This is a genomic window from Bacillus sp. NS1 (assembly GCF_058248265.1).
This window is the reverse complement of the sequence record NZ_JBZAZF010000003.1, coordinates 509,509-530,502: the sequence shown is the minus strand read 5'-3', so window position 1 is coordinate 530,502 and position 20,994 is coordinate 509,509. Positions and strand designations below refer to the sequence as shown.

Genomic DNA, 20,994 nt, shown 5'->3' with positions numbered 1-20,994 from the left:
GAGCTGAAAGGAGGTACAAGTATGTTTTCACCACAGCAGCCGATGAGAAATTATCCGCAGCCCGGACCGCCCCGCCCCATGCCAAATCAGCAAATGATGGGCAGAAGACCGCCTAATATGCGAAGCCCTTCATTTGGACCGCAGCAGCAAGGTTTTCAGCAATCCGGACAATTTCTTCCTCAGGCAAATGCCGGAGCGAGAAATGGTGCGGGCGGAGGCTTAAAAGGGATGCTTTCAAGGTTCTTACCCAGCGGAGGAGGCGCTGGCGGCGCGGGAGCTCCAGGAGCAGGCGCAGCAGCGAGTGGAGGAGCTGGTCTGCAAGGCATTCAAAATATCGCCAATCCTGCTTCTTTATCCAGCATGCTCGGGAATGTGCAAAAAGTGCTCGGCATGGCGCAGCAAGTCACTCCTATGATCCAGCAGTACGGCCCATTAGTCCGCAATCTGCCGGCAATGATGAAGCTGTATAGCCAATTAAGTAAAAGTGATGATACAGAGAGCAATGAGGAAAATGAAAATCAAACAGATTCAGAAGAAACCTCAGAAACAGAGAACGAGGCTGAAGCAAAAACCTCAGATGGGAACAAAAAATCCAAACCAAAAAGTTCTTCTCTGCCCAAGCAATCAAAAACATCTGACAGGAAAGAACAAAAATCAAAAACATCTGCCCCGAAGAAAAATGAAGCTGCCTCTCCTTCTCCGAAAAGAACATCAGGCAGTTCAAAGCCGAGATTATATATTTAACATTCTTTGATATCTGAAGTGAGATTGGCTATAATGAGATCAGAAGAATGCAAGAATAGAGCCGTTTGATTACGGCTTTTTATATTGCCTTTACCTACTTCAGTATTGGAGGATAACCGAAAATGGACGTAATTAAAATTTCGCCGCGCGGCTATTGCTATGGCGTTGTTGATGCTATGGTCATCGCCAAAAACGCGGCACTAGATAAAAGCTTGCCAAGACCCATCTATATACTCGGGATGATTGTTCATAATAAACACGTCACTGATGCGTTTGAAGAGGAAGGAATCTTTACTTTAGACGGTGTTAATCGTCTGGATATCCTGAAGCAGGTTGAAAAAGGAACTGTTATTTTCACTGCGCATGGTGTTTCTCCCGAAGTCCGAAGAATCGCTGAGGAAAAAGGATTAGTCGCAATTGATGCTACATGTCCGGATGTGACGAAAACTCACAATTTAATTCTAGAGATGAAAGAAAAAGGTTATCACGTGATCTATGTCGGCAAAAAAGGGCATCCGGAGCCTGAAGGAGCCGTTGGCGTAGCGCCTGAGATCGTTCACTTAGTTGAAACAGAAGAAGATGTGAAAAACCTTGATATCCAAGCAGAGAAATTAATCGTGACCAATCAAACAACAATGTCTCAATGGGATGTTCACGACATTATGGAGCTTGTCAAAGAGAAATATCCTCATGTCGAATATCACCAAGAGATTTGCCTCGCTACTCAAGTACGGCAGGAAGCTGTATCAGAACAGGCGAAAAAAGCGGACTTAACAATCGTTGTCGGCGACCCGAAAAGCAACAATTCCAATAGGCTCGCTCAAGTGTCAGAGGAAATAGCCGGCACAAAAGCATACCGAATCGGCGACCTAAGCGAATTAAAGCTCGAATGGCTGAAAGGCGTTAATACCGTTGCAGTTACTGCGGGGGCATCAACACCAACACCGATCACAAAAGAAGTCATTCGTTTTTTGGAGCAGTATGAGCATGAAGATCCATCAACTTGGACAACGGAACACAATGTACCGCTCAAAAAAATACTCCCGAAAGTAAAAGCAAAAAACTGAGGCTGTGTAAGCCTCAGTTTTTTTATAGAAATGTAAATGGATTTGTATCTGCTTCAGAAGCAAAGATATTCACGTCCAGCTTGTTATCCTTGCACATTGACGTCAGTTTTTTTGTGACGCCTTCTTTCATGATTTTTTCCGCGTAATGGCCCGGATCAACAACATTCAGGCCTAGCATCATCGCATCATGAGCCACATGGAAGTATAAATCTCCTGTAACGTAAACATCGGCGCCCTTTCGTTTCGCATGATGAATATACTTGTTTCCATCTCCGCCAAGAACAGCTACCTTCTTCACTATGCTGTCAGCTTCACCCACCATTCTGACACCATTCATTTCAAGCTTGTCTTTCACAAATAAAGCGAATTCCTTCAGTGTCATCTCATTTTTAAGTGTTCCAACACGGCCAAGCCCTTTTTCGGCAGGAGACTGTTCGACAGGATAGATGTCGTAAGCGACTTCTTCATATGGATGGCTTTTTATCATTGCATTTATAACGGCTTTTTCGACGCTTTTAGGAAACACAGTCTCTAGCCTAACTTCATGAACAAGCTCAAGCTCTCCCACTTCACCGATAAAAGGCTTGGCGCCGTCCAACGGCTTAAAGCTGCCGATTCCTTCAGATGAAAATGCGCAATGGCTGTATTCGCCGATATGGCCGGCTCCTGCATTTCCAAGTGCTGTTCTCACCTGCTCTTCATATTCCTTCGGCACGTACACGGCCAGCTTTTTCAGAGGATCAGTATAAGTAGGCACCAGCACCTCCGTTTCAATCAGCTCTAATGCTTCAGCAAGCAAATCATTTACGCCGCCGTCCGCAACGTCTAAATTTGTATGAGCTGCGTAAACAGTGATATCATGCCTCAAACACTTTTCAATTAACCTACCGGCAGGCTGATCTGTTGAAATGTGCTTTAGCGGTCTGAAAATAGGCGGATGGTGTGCAATAATTAAATCAACCTCTTTTTCAATCGCTTCATCGATAACACTCTCCAACACATCAAGTGTAACCATCACGTTTTTAATCGGTTTGTTTAAGGTGCCGATTTGCAGGCCGATTTTATCCCCTTCGACCGCATAGGCTTTCGGGGAAAATTGTTCAAACAGCTGGATAATCTGCTGCCCATTTACGCTTTTAGCCATGATCGATAACCTCCTTTAGCAGCTCTATTCGATCTGCGAGCTCCTTTAATTTCTGTTTATTTTGCTCTGTACTTGCAGCTCGGCTGATCTGTTCATAAATGTTTTGCGTGTGCTGAAGCTCTTTTGTCCATTTTTTCAAAAAGACAGCATTCTTTTCTTTTGCCAAGAAAGGGCCGACGAGCATCCCGGCTGATAAAGAAATACCGGCATAAGCCGCATCTCTGTCTCCCGCTTCGGCGACAAGCACCTCATAGCACTTTCCGTCTTCTTCAAGGATCACTTCATCTGTCAGCGCATATCCTTCTTTATAAAGCCACTCTCTGATATGAACAGCATGAATATTCGGCTGTAAAATAAGCCGTTCCTTCCCCGTTAATTTGTCTTTACCCGCTTCTAAAATGTGAGCGATCAAAGACCCGCCCATTCCGGCAATCGTAATGGCATCGGCTTCACCTTTTTGTATGACTTCCAGGCCGTCTCCCTGCCTTACAGAAATGTGCGCGCTCAAGCCTGATTTTTCAACCTGCCGCTTGGCAGACAAAAACGGGCCGTCTGTTATTTCTCCGGCAATTGCCCCGCTGGCTTTATGATTCAGCACCGCATAACAAGGAAGGTAAGCGTGGTCAGACCCGATATCGGCCATCACCGCTCCATTCGGTATGTATTCCGCTACTGTTTGCAATCGTTTAGATAATTTTAATTCGTTCACTTGTCATCACAACTTTTCTCAATCATTTTTTCCTTTACTATCATATAAAAAATCAGCCCGGAATCCAAGCTGAGCGAATGATTTTCAGTTTATTTTCTTTTAATGCGTCTCTACACACGGCAGACAAAAATAAAAGGCTGTCGAGAACATCTCGGCGGCCTGAGAACGCATAAGGAGAAAAATAGAAAAATAGCATCTTTTATTTAATTTTTGACACCCACTCTGCCATATCATCCAGCTTATCGGCCGGAACAAGACCGGAAGGCATTCCATTACCGCCTTTTTCGATCTTTGTTTTAATTTCTGCGACATCTTTCTTATCCCCTACACCTTTTAAGCTCGGACCTGAAACACCTTCATAATTTTCCCCGTGGCACGCGATGCAGTTTGCCTTGTAAATATCCTCTGGTGAAGCGTTTGCATCGTCCTTTTCAGCAGACTTGCTTTCTCCGCCGCTTGCAATCTCCCGAGAGTCATCAAGCCCCTTTACTGATAAAAAGAAAGTTAGAGCAATTCCTAAAACAGCGATCAGTAAAAATGGAATAAGCGGGTTCCATTTCATTTCCCTTCCCCCTTTTTGATCCTTTCCCCTATGTAAACACTTCTAATTCTAACTTATTTTAACAAAAAGTAAATGGATTGCTATACAAAAGTTTTTTATTCACACTTTATACAAAATTGAATAGAAACATGCCTATTTCTCTGAGTATCCTTTTTATTCTATTGTATAATGTATTGTATACGCTTACAATAGAAAATATGGAATCTTATTTTTAAATTTTTCATCACAATGTCCATTTGCAAATGACATCATTTTTCAGTAAAATAAAGGCATATTATCCATATATCTTTTTAAAAAAAGAAGAACGGATCTGCAAGACCCGTTCTATCCTATTCGAGGAAATCTTTCAAACGTTTACTTCTGCTAGGATGTCTCAGTTTCCGCAACGCTTTGGCTTCGATTTGTCGAATACGCTCTCTCGTTACTCCAAATACCTTGCCGACCTCTTCTAATGTTCTTGTACGGCCGTCATCAAGACCGAATCGAAGACGCAATACATTTTCTTCACGATCAGTTAACGTATCAAGTACATCTTCCAGCTGCTCTTTCAATAGCTCATATGCGGCATGATCTGAAGGTGAAGTTGCTTCTTGGTCTTCAATGAAATCACCAAGATGCGAGTCATCCTCTTCACCGATCGGTGTTTCCAGCGATACCGGCTCTTGTGCAATCTTTAAGATTTCGCGTACTTTTTCAGGTGTTAAATCCATATCTTCCGCAATTTCTTCAGGTGTTGGTTCTCTGCCTAAATCTTGCAGTAATTGACGCTGCACACGGATTAATTTATTAATGGTTTCAACCATATGAACGGGAATCCGTATCGTTCTCGCCTGATCGGCAATGGCCCGGGTAATCGCCTGTCTGATCCACCACGTGGCATACGTACTGAATTTATAACCTTTACGGTAATCAAATTTTTCAACGGCTTTCATCAGACCCATGTTGCCTTCCTGGATCAGGTCAAGGAACAGCATACCGCGTCCGACATACCGTTTTGCGATACTGACAACAAGGCGCAGGTTCGCTTCAGCCAATCTGCGTTTAGATTCTTCGTCACCCTCTTCAATCTTTTGAGCGTAGGCGATCTCTTCTTTTGCAGAAAGAAGGTTAACCCGGCCAATTTCCTTTAGATACATACGAACTGGGTCATTGATTTTGACGCCAGGCGGTACACTTAGGTCATTAAGGTCAAATTCTTCTTCGGCTTTGGCAAGCTGCTGAATATTAGGATCTTCTGTTTCTTCATTCTCACTAATTAATTCAACACCTTGTTCACCTAAAAATTCATAATACTCATCCATTTGGTCTGATTCAATTTCAAAGCTGGACATACGCTCGGCAATTTCTTCATATGTCAAAACACCACGTTTTTTACCAGACTCTGTTAATTGCTCTTTTACTTGGTCGAATGTTAATTCTGTCTCGTGGGTTTGTTTATCAGCCATTATGGATCCCTCCTTCCAAAGCTTGCAACGAATTCTATAAGCGGTATGATTCTTATTCGGTCCATTCAGGCGTTTTCTATGTGAACTGCCTTTAACAATGTGCGAATAATCAAATGACAATTCATGATGAGGTTAAGCGATCTATTTGCTCCTCCGCAAGGAATCATTGCCAATAAATGCTTCTCACCAGTTTTCCAGTTATTTTAAAGATCGGTTCAATGTAACGATTTCTTGAGCTAGAGAAGCAGCTCTTAAAAAATCTTTTTGCCTTTCGGCTTCGGCTCTTTCCGCCTCTTTTTCTTTTATCATTGACCAATTTCTTTGATTCAACACTTTTTTTACATAATCTGATAACTCGGCTTCGCTGAGCTCTTGATTAATTTGAAGCATTAATATATCAGACAAGAGCTGGCTTATATGATCATCCGTCACCCTGGCCATCAGATGCTGAGGCGTCAGCTCGGCACCCTCTTCATAAAAAGCGTATAGATAGGCGGCCAATGCGCGATGCTCATCAACGTTAAATTCAAAACCTACCCGGTCAATCACTTTTTTGATAACGCTCCGATCTCGAAGCATGTGGGCGAGTAACAGCCTTTCTGCATTTTCATACGCCGGACGCAGACGTTTTTGCCTTGCTTTTGTCGTCAGATGCGCTCGCCGCGTTTTCGTTTCACCGCCATTTTCAGCAGGTTTGTTTTGCTTGCTGAAAACAGACAGTTGCTCGGTTAAAGACTCCTGTGAAAGCGAAAACTCTGAAGCAAGCTGTTTTACATACACTTCCTGCTCAAGAGACCCTGAAAGCGTGCTGATTTCTTTCAGTACGTCTTTAATGTAAGCTAAGCGATCGCCTTCATCGGACAGGTTCTTTCCCTTTCGGAAATATTGCATCTTGAACGCCATAACGGTAACACTGGCGTCGATAATGTCATTTTTAAATTTTTCCCCGCCGAACTTTTTGATGTAATCGTCAGGGTCCAATCCGTCAGGAATCATTGCAACTCTGACTTTACAGCCTTTATTTTGCAGAAGCTCTGAAGCTTTTAAGGTGGCTTCATAACCGGCTTTATCAGAGTCATAGCAAAGAATGATTTCTTCGACATTTCTTCTTAGGATCTTGACATGCTCATCTGTCAGAGACGTTCCCATCGTGGCTATGCTTTCTTTTACACCCGAGCTTACGGCCGATATGACATCGGCAAATCCTTCAAATAAGACTGCTCTTTCCTGCTTTCTGATATGAAGGCGGGCCTTATAAAAATTGTAAAGCAGTTTACTTTTATGAAAGAGCGGTGTTTCAGGACTGTTCATATACTTAGGCTGCTGGCTGCCAAGAGCCCTGCCTGAGAAAGCAACAACAGCCCCGTGATGATCATGGATCGGAAACATGACGCGGTTTCTGAAGCGGTCAAAATATCCGCTTCCGTCTTCGCGTCTGATCAGGAGACCCGCTTTTTCCATTTGCGCCTCGCTAAAGCCTCTCTTTACGAGAAATTTTGTGATGAAGTCCCAAGAATCAAGAGCATAGCCGATCTGAAATTCATCAATCAGCTCTTTCGTAAAGCCCCTGGAAAGCAGATAATCCAGTGCCTCTTGACCTTCTTTTGTATTTATTAACAAATGATGGTAAAATTTCTTCAAGAGCTCATGAGCCTCAGCCATTTTTTGTTCTCCAGAAGATTCTGGCCGGGCTCCGGAATGGACTGTTATATCATCTGGAAAATCAATTTGGTATTTGTCAGCAAGGTGAGAAACCGACTCGGCAAATGAATAGCCTTCCATCTGCCTTAAAAAAGAGAAAACATTGCCGCCCGCTCCGCAGCCGAAGCAATGAAAAATCTGTTTGTCGGGCGATACGGAAAACGAAGGTGTGCTTTCTCCATGAAAAGGACAGAGTCCAAAGTAGTTTCGGCCTTGCTTCTTTAATTGAACATAATCACCTATGACTTCAACGATATCTGCCGACTTTTGCACCTGATCTACAATTTCATCTGGTATCCGATTTCCCATCTTATAACACTCCGTCGTACATTATTCGATGCTTTAGTGCAAAATCCCTTCATCGTTCGACAGGATTTTTTGCAGCAGTGTAATAAATCGTTCTCGATCTTCTTTATTCAATTTTTTAGGCCCTTTGGCGTATATGCCTTTTCTCCTTTGTTTACCGGAAAAATGACGGCTCTCAAGAGCAAAATCAATCGTGCCTTCTTTGTAAAGACGCCCTCTTTCCGACATGACGGAGACATTTCTGTTCAACAGCAGGGATGCTAATCCGATGTCCTGCGTCACGACAATATCTCCCGGTTTTACGTGATTTGCGATATATAAATCAGCAGCTTCTTTATGAGGATCAACATACTTCCATTTTTCTTCATTGCTTCTGGAAAGCTGATAATGTTCAAATGAAGCGACAAAAAGAACTTGAACTTCATACTCGGATGCTGTTTGTAAAATTTCATCTTTTACCGGACAAGCATCTGCATCGACAAAAATCGTCTTTTCTTGTTCATTAAGAAGAGTAATTCTCCATCCCTCCATTAAACTCCTGCATAAAAGCAAGCAAAATCGCACATCCTTTATCATTGCGGACGTATATGAATTTGTCGAAAAATTTTCAGGAGAAATTCTTGACATCTTACCCATAATAGTTTATTCGTATCACACGAACCTTAAACCTAAAATTAATCATTTTATCACAATTTTTTATTATAATACAAACTTCACAAAGATGCTATTGTTTTTCATTATTCCCTTTTGGCATAGCCAAAAACCCAGGATAGAGCGTCCTGAGTTACATGTTTTTTGTTTTGAGATGATGGATAATATTTGCTGTTTCTTCAACCGCTTTATTTGAAACATCAACAACCTGGCACCCGATCCGATCCACAATCTTTTCGAAATATTCCAGTTCCTCTTTGATTCTGTTGATATTTGCATAGATTGCTTTGTCATTAAGCCCGAGTGATTTTAACCGTTCTTTTCTGATATGATTCAGTTTATCCGGGCTAATCTTTAAGCCGATGCATTTTTTCGGATCAACGTTAAAGAGTTCTTCCGGCGGGTCCACCTCGGGAACAATCGGAACATTGGCAACCTTCAGGCGCTTGTGGGCTAGGTATTGCGACAGCGGTGTTTTAGACGTTCTCGATACGCCGATCAAAACGATATCAGCTTTTAAAATCCCTCTAGGATCACGTCCATCATCGTATTTAACTGCAAACTCGATGGCCTCCACTTTTTTGAAATAGTCTTCATCAAGCTGGCGCACCCGCCCCGGTTCGTATTTCGCTGTTAAACCGTAGGCTGTTTCCATTTTATCAATTAACGGGCCGATAATATCATAATATAAAACATTTGCTTTTTCCGCTTCGGCAATCAAATATTCTCTGATTTCCGGCACCACGAGTGTAAAACAAATAATGCCGCCGTCTGTCTTTGCAAGTGAAATCACTTCATTGATAGTGCCTATATCTTCAACATAAGGTATTCTTCTTACATGTGTATCGTCCGCTGAACCGTTAAATTGGCTGAGCGCTGCTTTCACTACCAATTCAGCCGTTTCACCGACGGAATCCGATACAACATAGATGATGCGGTTATTCATATTATCCCCCCGTAGTTTGCGATCTTATAGGATTTCATTTTCAGATAAACTGACAAGTATTTTTGTCATATTTGTTTTTGTCACTCTGCCGATTACTTCAAAGCCTTTATCGGTATCTTTGATGACAGGCAGTGCATCAATTTGTTTTTCTATCAAGTGCTTTGCAATGTCCATTACATAATCCTCGCGTCTGCACACTGTAATATTCGGCATCCTTGTCATGATGATGTGAACTGGGACAGATGTAAGCTCCTGCTGGCCTATGCTCGCTCTCAGCAAGTCTTTTCGTGAAAGCACCCCGACTAAAACAGCATCGCGGTCCACCACAAACAGAGTACCTACATCTTCTAAAAACATGGTGCAAATCGCATCGTACACAGAAACATTTTCATGAATCACGACGGGGATAGATTGAAAGTCTTTCACCTGAAGCTTTTTGAGTTTATCTGCCAAAAGCTGGGTGCCGGTTTTCCCAGTGTAGAAATAACCGACTCTCGGGCGCGCCTCGAGGAATCCTGACATGGTGAGTATGGCTAAATCCGGACGCAATGTTGCCCTGGTAAGGTTCAGCTTTTCTGCAATATGCTCCCCTGTAATCGGCCCGTTTTCTTTTACAATCTGCAAAATATGTTCTTGCCGTTTATTTAGTTCGATCGTACTCACCACCTTTTCACTTCATATCTATGTAAAGAAATAATAATCCATATTATATCGTAAATATCTTGTAATCAAACAAAAAAACTCATAAATGGGGAAAAGACGATTGCCGATCACACAGCAACCGCCTTTTCTCTCTTTATTTTACAATAAGGGCATTCATATTCGCAAAGGACTTGATCTCATCCGCCAAGCTTACCATTTGCGCCAAACGGTTTGCCTTTAATGTCTCATTATCTGCTATAACCATTGTATGATCGAAGTAAGCATCGATCGGTTCTTTTAAGGCTGCAAGTGAAGCAAGCGCCGCCTCGTAATCTTTTTTGCTGAAGCTTTCCTGCAGATTTTGCTTCGCTGTTTGGTAGGCATCAAACAGTTTTGCCTCGTATTCATTTTCAAACAGATCAGGCTGAATGTCTCCGCGGACTCCTTTTTTGCTGATAGAGATCACTCGGCCTAATGCTTCAGCTGTTTCCTTAAAGCCAGGTGCACCAAGCTTTTGTTCCAGAACTTGTGCTTTGTGCAGCGCTGAGTACGGCTCAAGCTCAGAGCTTTCTAGCACGGCGTCGATGACATCGTGTCTGATCTGTTCAGCATTCAAGACATATTTCAGACGCTGAGTGAAGAAATCCAGCAGTTCATTTTCTTTATCCGTTTGTACAAAAGTAAGAAGCTCTTCAAACGAAATTCCCCAGTTGCGGTCTAGAAGAATCGCAACAATACCGCTTGCTTGGCGGCGCAGCCCGTAAGGATCCTGAGAACCGGTCGGAATAACGCCGATAGAGAAGAATGAAACGATTGTATCAAGCTTATCCGCCATTGCTACAACAGCTCCAGTGAAAGTAGAAGGCGTTTCTCCTCCCGCTGATCTAGGCATATAGTGTTCGTTGACTGCCGCAGCCACAGCTTCATCTTCACCAAGCATTCTCGCATATTTTTCGCCCATAATCCCTTGAAGCTCAGGGAATTCATATATCATATGCGTGACAAGATCAAATTTAGAAATCTCAGCAGCCCGCTTCACATGTTTTAATGTAACTTCATCAGCCTGAAGACGGCCGGCAAGCTTTTCTGCGATTGAAGTGACTCTTCTAACCTTATCAGCAAGAGAACCAAGCTCTTCATGAAAAACAATGTTTTCAAGCTTCTTCACGTTTGCATCAATGTTTAGTTTCTGATCTTCCTTGTAGAAGAATGAAGCATCAGATAGACGCGCGCGCAGCACTTTTTCATTGCCTCGGGCCACATTTTCGATCGCGTGGCTGTTCCCGTTTCGGACTGTGATAAAGTGAGGCAGCAAATCACCGTTCTTGTCTTTGACAGGGAAGTAGCGCTGATGCTCTTTCATTGTCGTGACAAGCACTTCCTCAGGAATTGACAGAAACTCAGATTCAAATGAACCGTAAAGAGCTGTCGGGTATTCTACTAAATGATTCACTTCATCAAGTAGATCTTCGTCAATTGGAATGCTCCAATTGTTTTCTGCAGCCATTGCTTCCAGCTGAGATTGAATCATTTGTTTCCGAAGGTTAGGATCTGCAATAACGTGCTGTTCTTTCAGCTGCTCTTCATAAGCTGAAGGTGATTCAATTGACACTTCATGTCCAAGAAAACGGTGTCCTTGTGTTGTACGTCCAGACTCAACGTTTGTGATCGAAAATGGAATGACATCCTGTCCAAATAAAGCGACAATCCATTTGATTGGCCGGATATAACGCAAATCTTCATTTCCCCAGCGCATATTTTTCGGGAAATGCAAGCTTGTAACTAAGCCGCTCAGTTCCGGCAGAAGCGATTTCGTTTCTTGGCCGGCTTGGAATTTTTGCACGAATACATATTCTGTGCCTTTCACTTCTTTCATGTACAGGTCTTCCACATTAGCCCCTTGGCCTTTTGAAAAGCCGATTGCCGCTTTTGTCCAGTTGCCGTCTGCATCAAGGGCAATTTTTTTCGCAGGCCCTTTCGCTTCTTCTTTTATATCATCCTGCTTTTCTGCTACATCCTTTACGAATACAGCAAGACGTCTCGGTGTATTGAAGAGCTTCACTTCACCGTGAGTGATATTTTTTTCTTTAAGCCAGCTTGTCAGCTTTTCGCCAAGCTGAACCATGCTATCATTTAAAAAGCGCGCCGGCATTTCCTCTAAACCGATCTCTAAAAGTAAATCCTGTTTACTCATGAGAAGAACCCTCCCCTTTAAGCATTGGGAACCCTAGTTTTTCTCGTTCCTCATAATAGGTTTTTGCTACTTTTCTCGCTAAATTCCGCACTCTTGCGATATAGCCTGTCCGCTCGGTAACAGAGATCGCACCTTTGGCGTCAAGCAGGTTGAAAGTGTGCGAGCATTTCAGCACATAATCATATGCTGGATGAACAAGTCCGTTATCCATTTGCTTAATCGCTTCTTTTTCATACGTGCTGAACAATTGGAACAGCATATCGACATCTGATGTTTCAAACGTATAAACGGAATGCTCGTATTCCGCCATCATGAATAAATCTTTTACTGTAAACCCTGACGTCCATTCCAAGTCGAAAACATTTTCTTTATCCTGGATATAAGACGCGAGACGCTCAATTCCGTACGTAATCTCTACAGAGACCGGTTTACACTCTAGTCCCCCGACCTGCTGGAAATACGTAAATTGTGTAATTTCCATTCCGTCAAGCCATACTTCCCATCCAAGACCCGCGCAGCCTAAAGACGGATTTTCCCAGTTGTCTTCAACAAAACGGATATCGTGCTCAAGCGGATCAATTCCTAGAGCACGCAAGGAATCTAAATACAACTCTTGAATGTTATCAGGAGACGGTTTAATAATGACCTGAAACTGATGATGCTGATACAGTCTGTTCGGGTTTTCCCCGTAGCGGCCGTCTGCAGGGCGTCTGGAAGGCTCTACATAAGCCACTTTCCACGGCTCAGGGCCGATACTGCGCAAAAATGTATATGGGCTCATCGTGCCGGCCCCTTTTTCTACATCGTAAGCCTGCATTAGCACACAGCCCTGACTGGACCAATGCTTTTGCAAGGTTAGAATCATGTCTTGAATATTCATTTCAAGCACCTCCACTTTTCCTTCATAAAATGACTGCGGCAGCAACCAAAAAACTCCCGTCTCTATGCTTGCCAGCCGCAAACATAGGGACGAGAGTTCTCCCGCGGTTCCACCCTAGTTGCTGAGAACAAAATCCCAGCCTCTTTTTTTGAAATTGCTCAAGAATGCCTTTCGTTGCGTGCTCATCCTTAGCTTACACCGCCCTAAGGTCGCTTTCATGAGGTAAACGCAAGTACTTCTTTCTCTCACTGCAACATATTTTATAATAAATGATCATATAAAAAGATGGACCAGATGTCAACTTTTGTTTTCATCCATAAGATGTTTCATGCTTTCCATTTGATCTAAAAAGCGCTTCGATTTTAAATATAACCCTGAATATTCTTCATAATATAAATCAATCACTTGCTTTAATTCAGCTTTCGTTTCCTGCTTTAAGGACACATTGCCCAGCCTCGAAAGATCAAAGTAATAAAACAGTCTCAAAAGCCTTGCCGTTTGCGGTTTGATCGGAACCCTGTAAGGATCTTTTTCAAAACAGCGGTGGCAAATAAAACCGTTATCACGGACAGAAAAATGAAAGGTCCCGTCCTGGCTTTTACAATGCACACAGTGATTCAGCTCAGGATACAGCCCCATGACACCGAGCATCTTCATTTGAGCAATGAAGGTGATAACATCCGGATCTGTTCCTTCATTCAGCTGTTTAAACGATTCTAAAATAAATTCAAACAAATAAGGGTTTGGCTTCTTTTCTTCTGTGCCTTTGTCGACTAGCTCAGCAATATACGCAGCATATGCTGTTAAAAACAAATCTTCCCTGATGCCTCTCATGCTGAGGATCATTTCACCCTGCTGAAGCGTTCCGAGGCCCGTTGTTTTTTGCATTAAGAATGAACCATACAAAAAGGGCTGGCTGACTGCTGATAAACGGCTGTTCGGTTTTTTGGCGCCTCTTGCCATAACACCTATTTTTCCGTGTTCTCTTGTCAGTAATGTAACGATTTTATTCGTTTCTCCGTAATCATTTGTGCGAAGAACGATTCCTTCACATTTTGTCAGCATTTCCGCACCTTCCCAAAGCAGGAGCGGCCAAGAGGTTTATAAAATTGGATAATCAAATCGGGCTAGCTCATCTTCTAGTTCTTCGGGTCTTTCCATGTTCTCTTTTTCCAGTTCTTTAAAAAGAAGATACGTATCAACATTTCCTGTTTGAGAAAATACGTTCCAGGTAAAATTCAACACAAGAAACCCACCTTTCTGTAGTTAAACTAGCTTACCTAAACTCCAAATTCTTACCTTTATCTTGACCAGATGTCCTCCATTTCATGTTAAACAAAATTTGCTAATGTATCCCTGTTCCTGTGAGATAATGACACAGCAAGAGATATTAATATTCGTCCTCTTTAAAGCCAAAATCGCGAAGCTGGGACATTTTATTACGCCAGTCTTTCTGCACTTTGACCCACAATTCAAGGTAGACACGGGAGCCTAACAGTGCTTCAATATCCGCTCTCGCTCTTTTTCCGACTTCTTTTAGCAGGCTTCCTTTTTTCCCGATCACAATGCCTTTCTGGGAATCCCGTTCGACCACGATCGTTGCCGCTACGTGCACAGAACCGTTGTCCTGTCCTTTGATGGATTCGATGGCCACCGCAATGCTGTGCGGGATTTCTTCTCTTGTCAGATGCAGCACCTTTTCCCTAATTAATTCAGAAATGATAAAGCGCTCTGGGTGGTCGGTTACCTGATCACTCGGATAGAATTGCGGCCCTTCCGGCAAATACGCTTCAATCTGAGCGAGCAACGTTTCGATATTATTTCCTTCTAAAGCAGAAATCGGAACAATTTCCTTAAAAGGATAGCGCCCGCGGTATTCGTCAATTAACAGAAGCAATTGATCGGGATGAATTTTGTCAATTTTGTTTACGATTAAAAATACAGGCGTAGACATCTTCTGCAATTTCTCAATGATGAATTCGTCGCCTTTCCCGTAGCCTTCCTCAGCGTTGATCATAAACAGGATCAAATCGACTTCTTTTAATGTATTTTGCGCCACTTTCATCATAAAGTCCCCAAGTTTATGCTTAGGCTTATGAATCCCTGGTGTGTCAATGAAAATCGTTTGTGATGTGCCTGTCGTCAAAACTCCTTGCACCTTGTTTCTCGTCGTTTGGGGCTTATCGCTCATGATCGCGATTTTTTGTCCAATGACTCTGTTCAAAAATGTAGACTTTCCTACGTTTGGTCTTCCAATAATGGATACAAATCCTGATTTAAAGCTTTCGTTCGTCATGTAAATCCTCCGATGAAAATGCGCCTGGCAATAATTCTTCCACAGTCATTTCTTTTATTTGTCCTTGTAAATTAGTCAGCACGACAATAACGTCCTTTGTGCAAAGCTCAGAAATCACCTGGCGGCAGGCTCCGCACGGAGATACCGGTCCAGGGGTGTCAGCCGCGACGGCCAGCATCTGAAACTCTGTATCCCCTTCAGAAACAGCTTTGAATAAAGCGGTACGCTCAGCGCAATTGCACATGCTGTATGCCGCGTTCTCGATGTTGCAGCCTCTGTACACTTTTCCATCCTTGGTAAGAAGAGCGGCTCCTACTTGAAACTTGGAATACGGCGCATATGCCATATCACGTGCTTTTAATGCTTCTGTTATCAATTCCTGTCTGTTCATGTGTACATTCCTCTCTTACCTTTAATGGTACCGCTATCACTTTATATTTTACATAATCGCGCGCTTTTTTTCACGCCCATTTCTAAAAATGTAAAATAAATGTAAGAATTTTCAGCCATTACAGCTTTGGCAAAAAAATAAGTAAACCAATGATACACGAAATGATGGCAAAAACGCAAACAGCCCCGGCGGCAGCGTCCTTAGCCGCTTTAGCAAGAGGGTGATGTTTGTCTGTTATTAAATCAACCGTATGTTCAACGGCTGTATTTAAAAGCTCCAGCGAAAACATTCCTCCGATCAAAAGGAAAATTATCGCCCACTCAATCGGGCTGAGCTCCACGAGGAAGCCGCAAATGAGAACAGCGCAGGCGGCTGCGGCATGAAATTGGAAATTCCGCTCCGTCCGCGCTGTTTCCCAGATGCCCCGGCCTGCGTACACGAAGCTTTTGAAGAATCGCTTCAGCTCATTTCTATGATCTCTTGAGTCCATAAGCGTCCAGCAAATCCTTTTGCTTAGTAAACATCTCCTCTTCTTCCTCTTTCGTCATATGGTCATATCCTAAAAGATGCAGAAATCCGTGCACGGCAAGAAATCCGAGCTCTCTTTTAAAAGAATGATTATATTCCTCTGCCTGCTCCCTTGTGCGATCCGCACTGATAATAATATCGCCTAAAACCGGCGGCATTTCGGCTCCGACAATTTCAACCTCGCCTTCTCCCTCTTCTTCAAGAGCAAATGAGATGACATCTGTTGGGGTATCCTTTCCGCGGTATTCTTTATTGATCTGCTGGATGTCTTCATTAGTAACGATCGTGACAGAGACTTCAGCCTGATCCTGAACGCCTTCACGCTCAGCGGCAAATTGAAGCAGATTTTCTACTTCTTTGAGCATCTCTTCAGAGACACTCCCTGTTTCATCAACAATATCAATCAGTAAACTCATCTATTTCACCTTCTTAGTAGCCTCCGGATATTCGATCCGGGAGTGGAAAATGCCTTTTAATGTTGCACAGAGCGTTTTTGCGATTGTATCCAGCTCTTTAAATGTCAAATCACATTCACTGAACTGTCCGTCCTGCAGCTTATCGGATATAATACCCCGGACAAGCTTTTCAATTCGTTCAGGATTTGGATTATGCATGGATCTGACTGCCGCTTCAACACTGTCTGCCACTGATATAATCGCAGCTTCCTTTGACTGCGGTTTCGGTCCCGGATAACGGAACTCTTCTTCTGTAATCTGGTCTCCTTTTTCCTTTGCTTTATAATAAAAGAACTTTAAAAGCGAGGTTCCATGATGCTGCTCAGCAATGTCGACAAGCTCTTTCGGAAACTTATAGCTTCTCAGCATATTCGCACCGTCAGTTGTATGAGAAATGATGATATTTTTACTCAGCTGAGGAGACAGCTTGTCATGCGGATTGTCAATATTCATTTGGTTTTCAATAAAATATTGCGGACGCTTTGTTTTTCCGAGATCGTGATAATACGCGCCGACTCTTGCAAGCAAACCATTAGCTCCAACCGCCTCACAAGCTGCCTCTGACAAATTGGCGACCATTACACTGTGATGATATGTACCTGGTGTTTCTGTTAATATTTTGCGCAGCAACGGATGGTTAGGATTAGACAGCTCAAGCAGCCGCATAGTGGATAAAATACCAAAGCCTGTCTCAAAAAACGGCATCAGGCCGATGATCAATACGGACGAAGCAAATCCTGACACAACGCCCATCAGCATTAACGTGCCAATTTCAAGACCTGACAGCGCAGTGTTTTGGATCAATAACAAGGAAAGAACGACAACCATATTGATAAACGCTACGAAAAGCCCTGTCTGCAGAATCTTTGATCTAGCATTGTGTTTTCCTAAAAATAAAACCCCTGAAATCCCGCTGATCAAATAATAAATTCCTATGACATAATTGAATGTACCTGTCACACCCTGATTAAACATCATACTTCCGCAAATCGCAAGAATGATACTTCCCAAAATGGCAATGCGTTCATTCATCAGCAGTTTGATTAAGATTGCGCCTGCAGCAATGGGAACCAGATAGCCAATATTATTATATTCCATCTTTTGGAATAAACTGACAACCTCCATAATAACAAGCAAAAGCGTTGTGATAATGGAGAACAGCAGGATGGATTGGTTTTTAAACTTCAGGTTTTGTTTCTGTTTTTCAAAATAATATACAAGTGTTGCAATGAAAAGTCCGATCATAATCAATAGGCCGCTGATCGGTTTAAAGAGATTTGAGTTATTTAATAACCCGGTCAGCTCGAGTTTTCGGTACACTTCCCGATCAATGAGGTCATTTTCTTCCACGAGCACCTGCCCCTGTTTGATCTGAACCTGCTGGACATTGTCTGACGCTTCCTGCCGCTTTGCTTCTGTCGCTTTCGGATCGAAGACGTAATTCGGAATAATAGCAAAACGCCCGATTTCTGTCGCAGCTCCCAAGTATTTAGATGGGATCGAATTGCCCTTTAGCTCTTTTTCTACTTTATCCTTTGCATCAGATAGTTTATCTGATGAGATTTCACTGCTCATGACCGTATTCACTGCCGTAATGACCGTATCTCTGACAAAGGAAAAGTCTTCACTGTCTGCTTTCAGCAATGTCTTGATGGAATCCTCTGAGATGGCATCATTCACATCTGACGTTAATTTGTTCTTCACAGACTTAACCATTGATTTTTCCGATGGTGATTTGCTGTCTTCTTCCGATGATTTTTTCACTTCACTGATACTGTCGAATATAGATGACACAAGGTCAATCCGATTGTCTGTATATTCTTTTTTCAATGTATATTGATCTTCAACCGCGTCCTCAGCGGCTTGCTTTTTTTCCTCTGTGGCTTTTTGATCTTCCACGGTTGCCGGAGCATAAATGGTCTTGTCGCTGACTGAAAATAGGTCTAAATCAAGTGTTTCCGGCTTAACATGTACAAAGAGCAAAGCAAACATAATGGCAGCCAGCAGAAGATACAGCAGTACATGCATGGAGCGGGCATTTTTAAAGCTGCTCCATTTTTTTGAGCTGCTTTTGGTCTTCCCCTTCTTTTTCAACACAAGAACCTCCTCTTGAAACATCAAGCCCATAAGCCATCATAAAAATGACCCGATAACGCGCGATCGGGTCATTCAGCATTAATTTTGCTTATCGTATGCTTCAATAATTTTCGCAACAAGCGGATGTCTGACCACGTCTGTCTGGTCTAGCTCAATCATAGAAATGCCGTCTATTCCTCTCAGCATCTCCTTCGCTACTGCAAGTCCCGATTTGACGCCTTTCGGCAGATCAATTTGGCTAACGTCACCTGTAATGATCATTTTAGAGCCAAAACCCAGTCTCGTCAAAAACATTTTCATTTGAGCAGGCGTGGTATTCTGTGCTTCATCAAGTATAACATAAGCATCATCTAGCGTCCGTCCCCTCATATATGCAAGCGGAGCAATTTCAATGATGCCTCTTTCCATCAGTCGTTCTGTATGATCTGCTCCAAGCACATCATGAAGAGCGTCATACAGCGGGCGCAAATAAGGATCTACTTTTTCTTTGAGGTCACCTGGGAGAAAACCGAGGCTTTCACCGGCTTCCACGGCAGGTCTTGTTAAAATGATTTTTTTGATGTGTCCGTTTTTTAAAGCATGGACTGCTTTTACGACAGCCAGGTACGTTTTCCCGGTTCCCGCCGGGCCGATGCCGAATACAAGGTCATTCCGCTTCATAGCGGCCACGTATTCCCGCTGTCCTATCGTTTTTACACGGATTGGTTTGCCTTTTGCGTTTTTTGTTATTTCTTCTTCATACATGCTTTCAAAGTATTCAAGTTCATTCTTCTTTGCCATTTTGACGGCGTAAATCACATCACGTTCAGAGATCTCTATCCCCTTGCGAATTAAAGCGAGGAGCGATCCCAGCAGCCTGTCTGCAATCTGAAACGATTCTTCATCGCCTGAGACATAAATCGTTTCGCCGCGCGTAATGATATTTACATTCAGATCTTTCTCCATCAATTTCAAAAAAGAATCTTGGTTCCCGAACAGTGAAAGCGCCTCGTCCGGGCTTTTCAGTTTTTGATTCATCGCAAGTAAATGTTCTGTCATTCTTCAGTCTCCCTGACAATAGGTGTGGTTTGAACGATATCTTCTATAACTTGGTAGAGAATAATCAACTTTACTTTACCATTCTCAACAGTCTGGTGCAAAACTTTTTCACTTTTCACCTCGCCGTTTTCGCCTATTTTATCCTCTACATCCTGTTTACCCAATTTAATGCCTTCTTGAACTGCTTCTTCTTTCGTATATTTTCGCAAAGCCTCTTCACTTTCTCTCGTCTGCTCTTTGATATAGGAAACAGGGAGCTTAAATCCGAGAAAATTCAGCGAATGCCTTTCTTGTTCTGTTTTTGGATGCTTCAATTCCTCTTTTTTAAACGTCATCCCCCAGATCGGGATTGCCAAAGAGCCAAAAGAAAGCTTGTGCTTTGTCCTTACTTTGCCCGTATAGACGTTAAATAATGTTTCAAGCGGGACCGTCACTTCAGATCTGTACCAAGTTTCTCCGTAAATTTCTGCTTTTGAGGCGACTTCCTGCTGATGCTCTTCACTGCCGATCAGTCCCGAAACAAGCAGCTGACCCTTTTCCACATGATCGTGGATTGCGGCCATCGGCTGTCCTTTTTGCACAAACATTCTTGTAATGGTTGCTTTCTTTTTGGCGACAATATCGCGCGGGCTAACATACTTTTCTTTTTCAGGCTCATTTTTCTCCACGACTTTCATGTGAATGGTCGTCCCCTTCAGATCAACTCCGACCCAGGTGATATTGTCTATTCCATTGGTTAACGATTTTTGTATTTTTTCGGGGGACATCATTAAAAACTGCAGACGCCCCTTTTTGACGCCGATTTCATTAAGATGCTGCATCATTTGATGTTCCGTTTCAGGCTTAGCGCCTGTCACATCAATTTTCCACACCATATTGGAAAGCAAAAACAAAAGGATGAAAAACATTGAAAAACCGATCGTAAACCCTATATTCAGCTTTGATTTCAGCAGCAGGAAAGGAAATCCCTTCCGATTGATAAATCGGGCTTTACATTTAAATTTTCTTCTGACCCGCCGAAAGGCATGTACATCCTGAAGCTGTATATATAACGATACGGCTTCTTTCTTTTTTTTGACATGAAAGACCGGAATCCCCTGTCTTGTGCATTCATTAAGGAGCCGCTCGATCCCTCTTCCCGTCAATTCAAGCTGGACCTTACCCGAAAAAAAAGACAGCCATTTATTTTTCACAACAT

At 42.8% G+C, this 20,994-nt stretch carries 21 protein-coding genes and 1 other annotated feature; of the genes, 2 read left to right on the top strand and 19 right to left on the bottom strand.

Translation table 11 applies throughout. The annotated features are described in order from the left end of the window. Positions 1–21 precede the first annotated feature (21 nt). Positions 22–744: a YqfQ family protein gene (locus tag AC4CV5_RS13125; RefSeq protein ID WP_490922970.1), complete on the top strand. Its 723-nt coding sequence runs from the start codon at positions 22–24 to the stop codon at positions 742–744. A gap of 122 nt (positions 745–866) precedes the next feature. Then, the gene (locus AC4CV5_RS13120) at positions 867–1,811 is read left to right on the top strand and encodes a 4-hydroxy-3-methylbut-2-enyl diphosphate reductase (protein WP_166850715.1); all 945 of its coding nucleotides are present in this window, start codon (positions 867–869) and stop codon (positions 1,809–1,811) included. A 22-nt stretch (positions 1,812–1,833) separates the two neighbouring features. On the opposite strand, the gene AC4CV5_RS13115 is transcribed toward AC4CV5_RS13120, so the two are convergent. From AC4CV5_RS13115 to yqfD, 19 genes are all read right to left on the bottom strand, one after another. Beyond that, positions 1,834–2,955: a Nif3-like dinuclear metal center hexameric protein gene (locus AC4CV5_RS13115; RefSeq protein ID WP_490922968.1), complete on the bottom strand. Its 1,122-nt coding sequence runs from the start codon at positions 2,953–2,955 to the stop codon at positions 1,834–1,836. Next, positions 2,948–3,598 carry a tRNA (adenine(22)-N(1))-methyltransferase TrmK gene (gene trmK, locus AC4CV5_RS13110; protein ID WP_490923189.1) on the bottom strand — a complete coding sequence of 217 codons (651 nt, stop codon included), beginning with the start codon at positions 3,596–3,598 and terminating at the stop codon, positions 2,948–2,950. The genes AC4CV5_RS13115 and trmK overlap by 8 nt, the downstream gene beginning before the upstream one ends. Before the next feature lie 265 nt (positions 3,599–3,863). Then, complete coding sequence (gene cccA, locus AC4CV5_RS13105) at positions 3,864–4,226, bottom strand: cytochrome c550 (protein WP_222143179.1); 363 nt, start codon at positions 4,224–4,226, stop codon at positions 3,864–3,866. A 329-nt stretch (positions 4,227–4,555) separates the two neighbouring features. Continuing rightward, a complete protein-coding gene (gene rpoD / locus AC4CV5_RS13100) occupies positions 4,556–5,671 on the bottom strand; it encodes an RNA polymerase sigma factor RpoD (RefSeq protein WP_003226225.1) in 1,116 nt (371 codons plus the stop codon). 198 nt (positions 5,672–5,869) lie between these two features. Continuing rightward, complete coding sequence (gene dnaG, locus AC4CV5_RS13095) at positions 5,870–7,681, bottom strand: DNA primase (RefSeq protein ID WP_222143180.1); 1,812 nt, start codon at positions 7,679–7,681, stop codon at positions 5,870–5,872. Positions 7,682–7,714: 33 nt separating this feature from the next. Beyond that, entirely contained in the window at positions 7,715–8,209 is a 495-nt protein-coding gene (locus AC4CV5_RS13090; RefSeq protein ID WP_003226221.1) for a YaiI/YqxD family protein, read from the bottom strand. A 253-nt stretch (positions 8,210–8,462) separates the two neighbouring features. Next, positions 8,463–9,275 (bottom strand): pyruvate, water dikinase regulatory protein, encoded by an 813-nt coding sequence (locus AC4CV5_RS13085; RefSeq protein ID WP_166850690.1) that lies wholly within the window; start codon positions 9,273–9,275, stop codon positions 8,463–8,465. 24 nt (positions 9,276–9,299) lie between these two features. After that, the gene (gene ccpN, locus AC4CV5_RS13080) at positions 9,300–9,938 is read right to left on the bottom strand and encodes a transcriptional regulator CcpN (RefSeq protein ID WP_003237058.1); all 639 of its coding nucleotides are present in this window, start codon (positions 9,936–9,938) and stop codon (positions 9,300–9,302) included. Between the two features lie 133 nt (positions 9,939–10,071). Then, complete coding sequence (glyS, locus tag AC4CV5_RS13075) at positions 10,072–12,111, bottom strand: glycine--tRNA ligase subunit beta (protein ID WP_490922967.1); 2,040 nt, start codon at positions 12,109–12,111, stop codon at positions 10,072–10,074. After that, complete coding sequence (glyQ, locus tag AC4CV5_RS13070; RefSeq protein ID WP_003226213.1) at positions 12,104–12,991, bottom strand: glycine--tRNA ligase subunit alpha; 888 nt, start codon at positions 12,989–12,991, stop codon at positions 12,104–12,106. The genes glyS and glyQ overlap by 8 nt, the downstream gene beginning before the upstream one ends. 82 nt (positions 12,992–13,073) lie before the next feature. Beyond that, positions 13,074–13,249: a binding site (T-box leader), on the bottom strand. Between the two features lie 39 nt (positions 13,250–13,288). Beyond that, the gene (recO, locus tag AC4CV5_RS13065; protein ID WP_064814252.1) at positions 13,289–14,056 is read right to left on the bottom strand and encodes a DNA repair protein RecO; all 768 of its coding nucleotides are present in this window, start codon (positions 14,054–14,056) and stop codon (positions 13,289–13,291) included. Positions 14,057–14,092: 36 nt separating this feature from the next. Then, positions 14,093–14,236, bottom strand: coding sequence for a YqzL family protein (locus AC4CV5_RS13060; RefSeq protein WP_003230053.1), 144 nt, complete (start codon positions 14,234–14,236; stop codon positions 14,093–14,095). 145 nt (positions 14,237–14,381) lie between these two features. Next, positions 14,382–15,287, bottom strand: coding sequence for a GTPase Era (era, locus tag AC4CV5_RS13055; RefSeq protein WP_003226207.1), 906 nt, complete (start codon positions 15,285–15,287; stop codon positions 14,382–14,384). Beyond that, on the bottom strand, positions 15,268–15,678 hold the full coding sequence (locus AC4CV5_RS13050) for a cytidine deaminase (protein WP_003230049.1): 411 nt from the start codon (positions 15,676–15,678) through the stop codon (positions 15,268–15,270). Before AC4CV5_RS13050 ends, era begins: the two co-directional genes overlap by 20 nt. Before the next feature lie 118 nt (positions 15,679–15,796). Next, complete coding sequence (locus AC4CV5_RS13045; RefSeq protein WP_490922966.1) at positions 15,797–16,168, bottom strand: diacylglycerol kinase family protein; 372 nt, start codon at positions 16,166–16,168, stop codon at positions 15,797–15,799. Continuing rightward, on the bottom strand, positions 16,149–16,622 hold the full coding sequence (ybeY, locus tag AC4CV5_RS13040; RefSeq protein ID WP_166850678.1) for an rRNA maturation RNase YbeY: 474 nt from the start codon (positions 16,620–16,622) through the stop codon (positions 16,149–16,151). The genes AC4CV5_RS13045 and ybeY overlap by 20 nt, the downstream gene beginning before the upstream one ends. Further along, entirely contained in the window at positions 16,623–18,758 is a 2,136-nt protein-coding gene (gene pgpH / locus AC4CV5_RS13035) for a cyclic-di-AMP phosphodiesterase PgpH (protein WP_166850675.1), read from the bottom strand. It abuts the gene before it with no gap. Between the two features lie 78 nt (positions 18,759–18,836). Beyond that, positions 18,837–19,796 carry a PhoH family protein gene (locus tag AC4CV5_RS13030; RefSeq protein ID WP_166850672.1) on the bottom strand — a complete coding sequence of 320 codons (960 nt, stop codon included), beginning with the start codon at positions 19,794–19,796 and terminating at the stop codon, positions 18,837–18,839. Then, on the bottom strand, positions 19,793–20,989 hold the full coding sequence (gene yqfD / locus AC4CV5_RS13025; RefSeq protein ID WP_166850669.1) for a sporulation protein YqfD: 1,197 nt from the start codon (positions 20,987–20,989) through the stop codon (positions 19,793–19,795). Before yqfD ends, AC4CV5_RS13030 begins: the two co-directional genes overlap by 4 nt. Positions 20,990–20,994 lie beyond the last annotated feature (5 nt).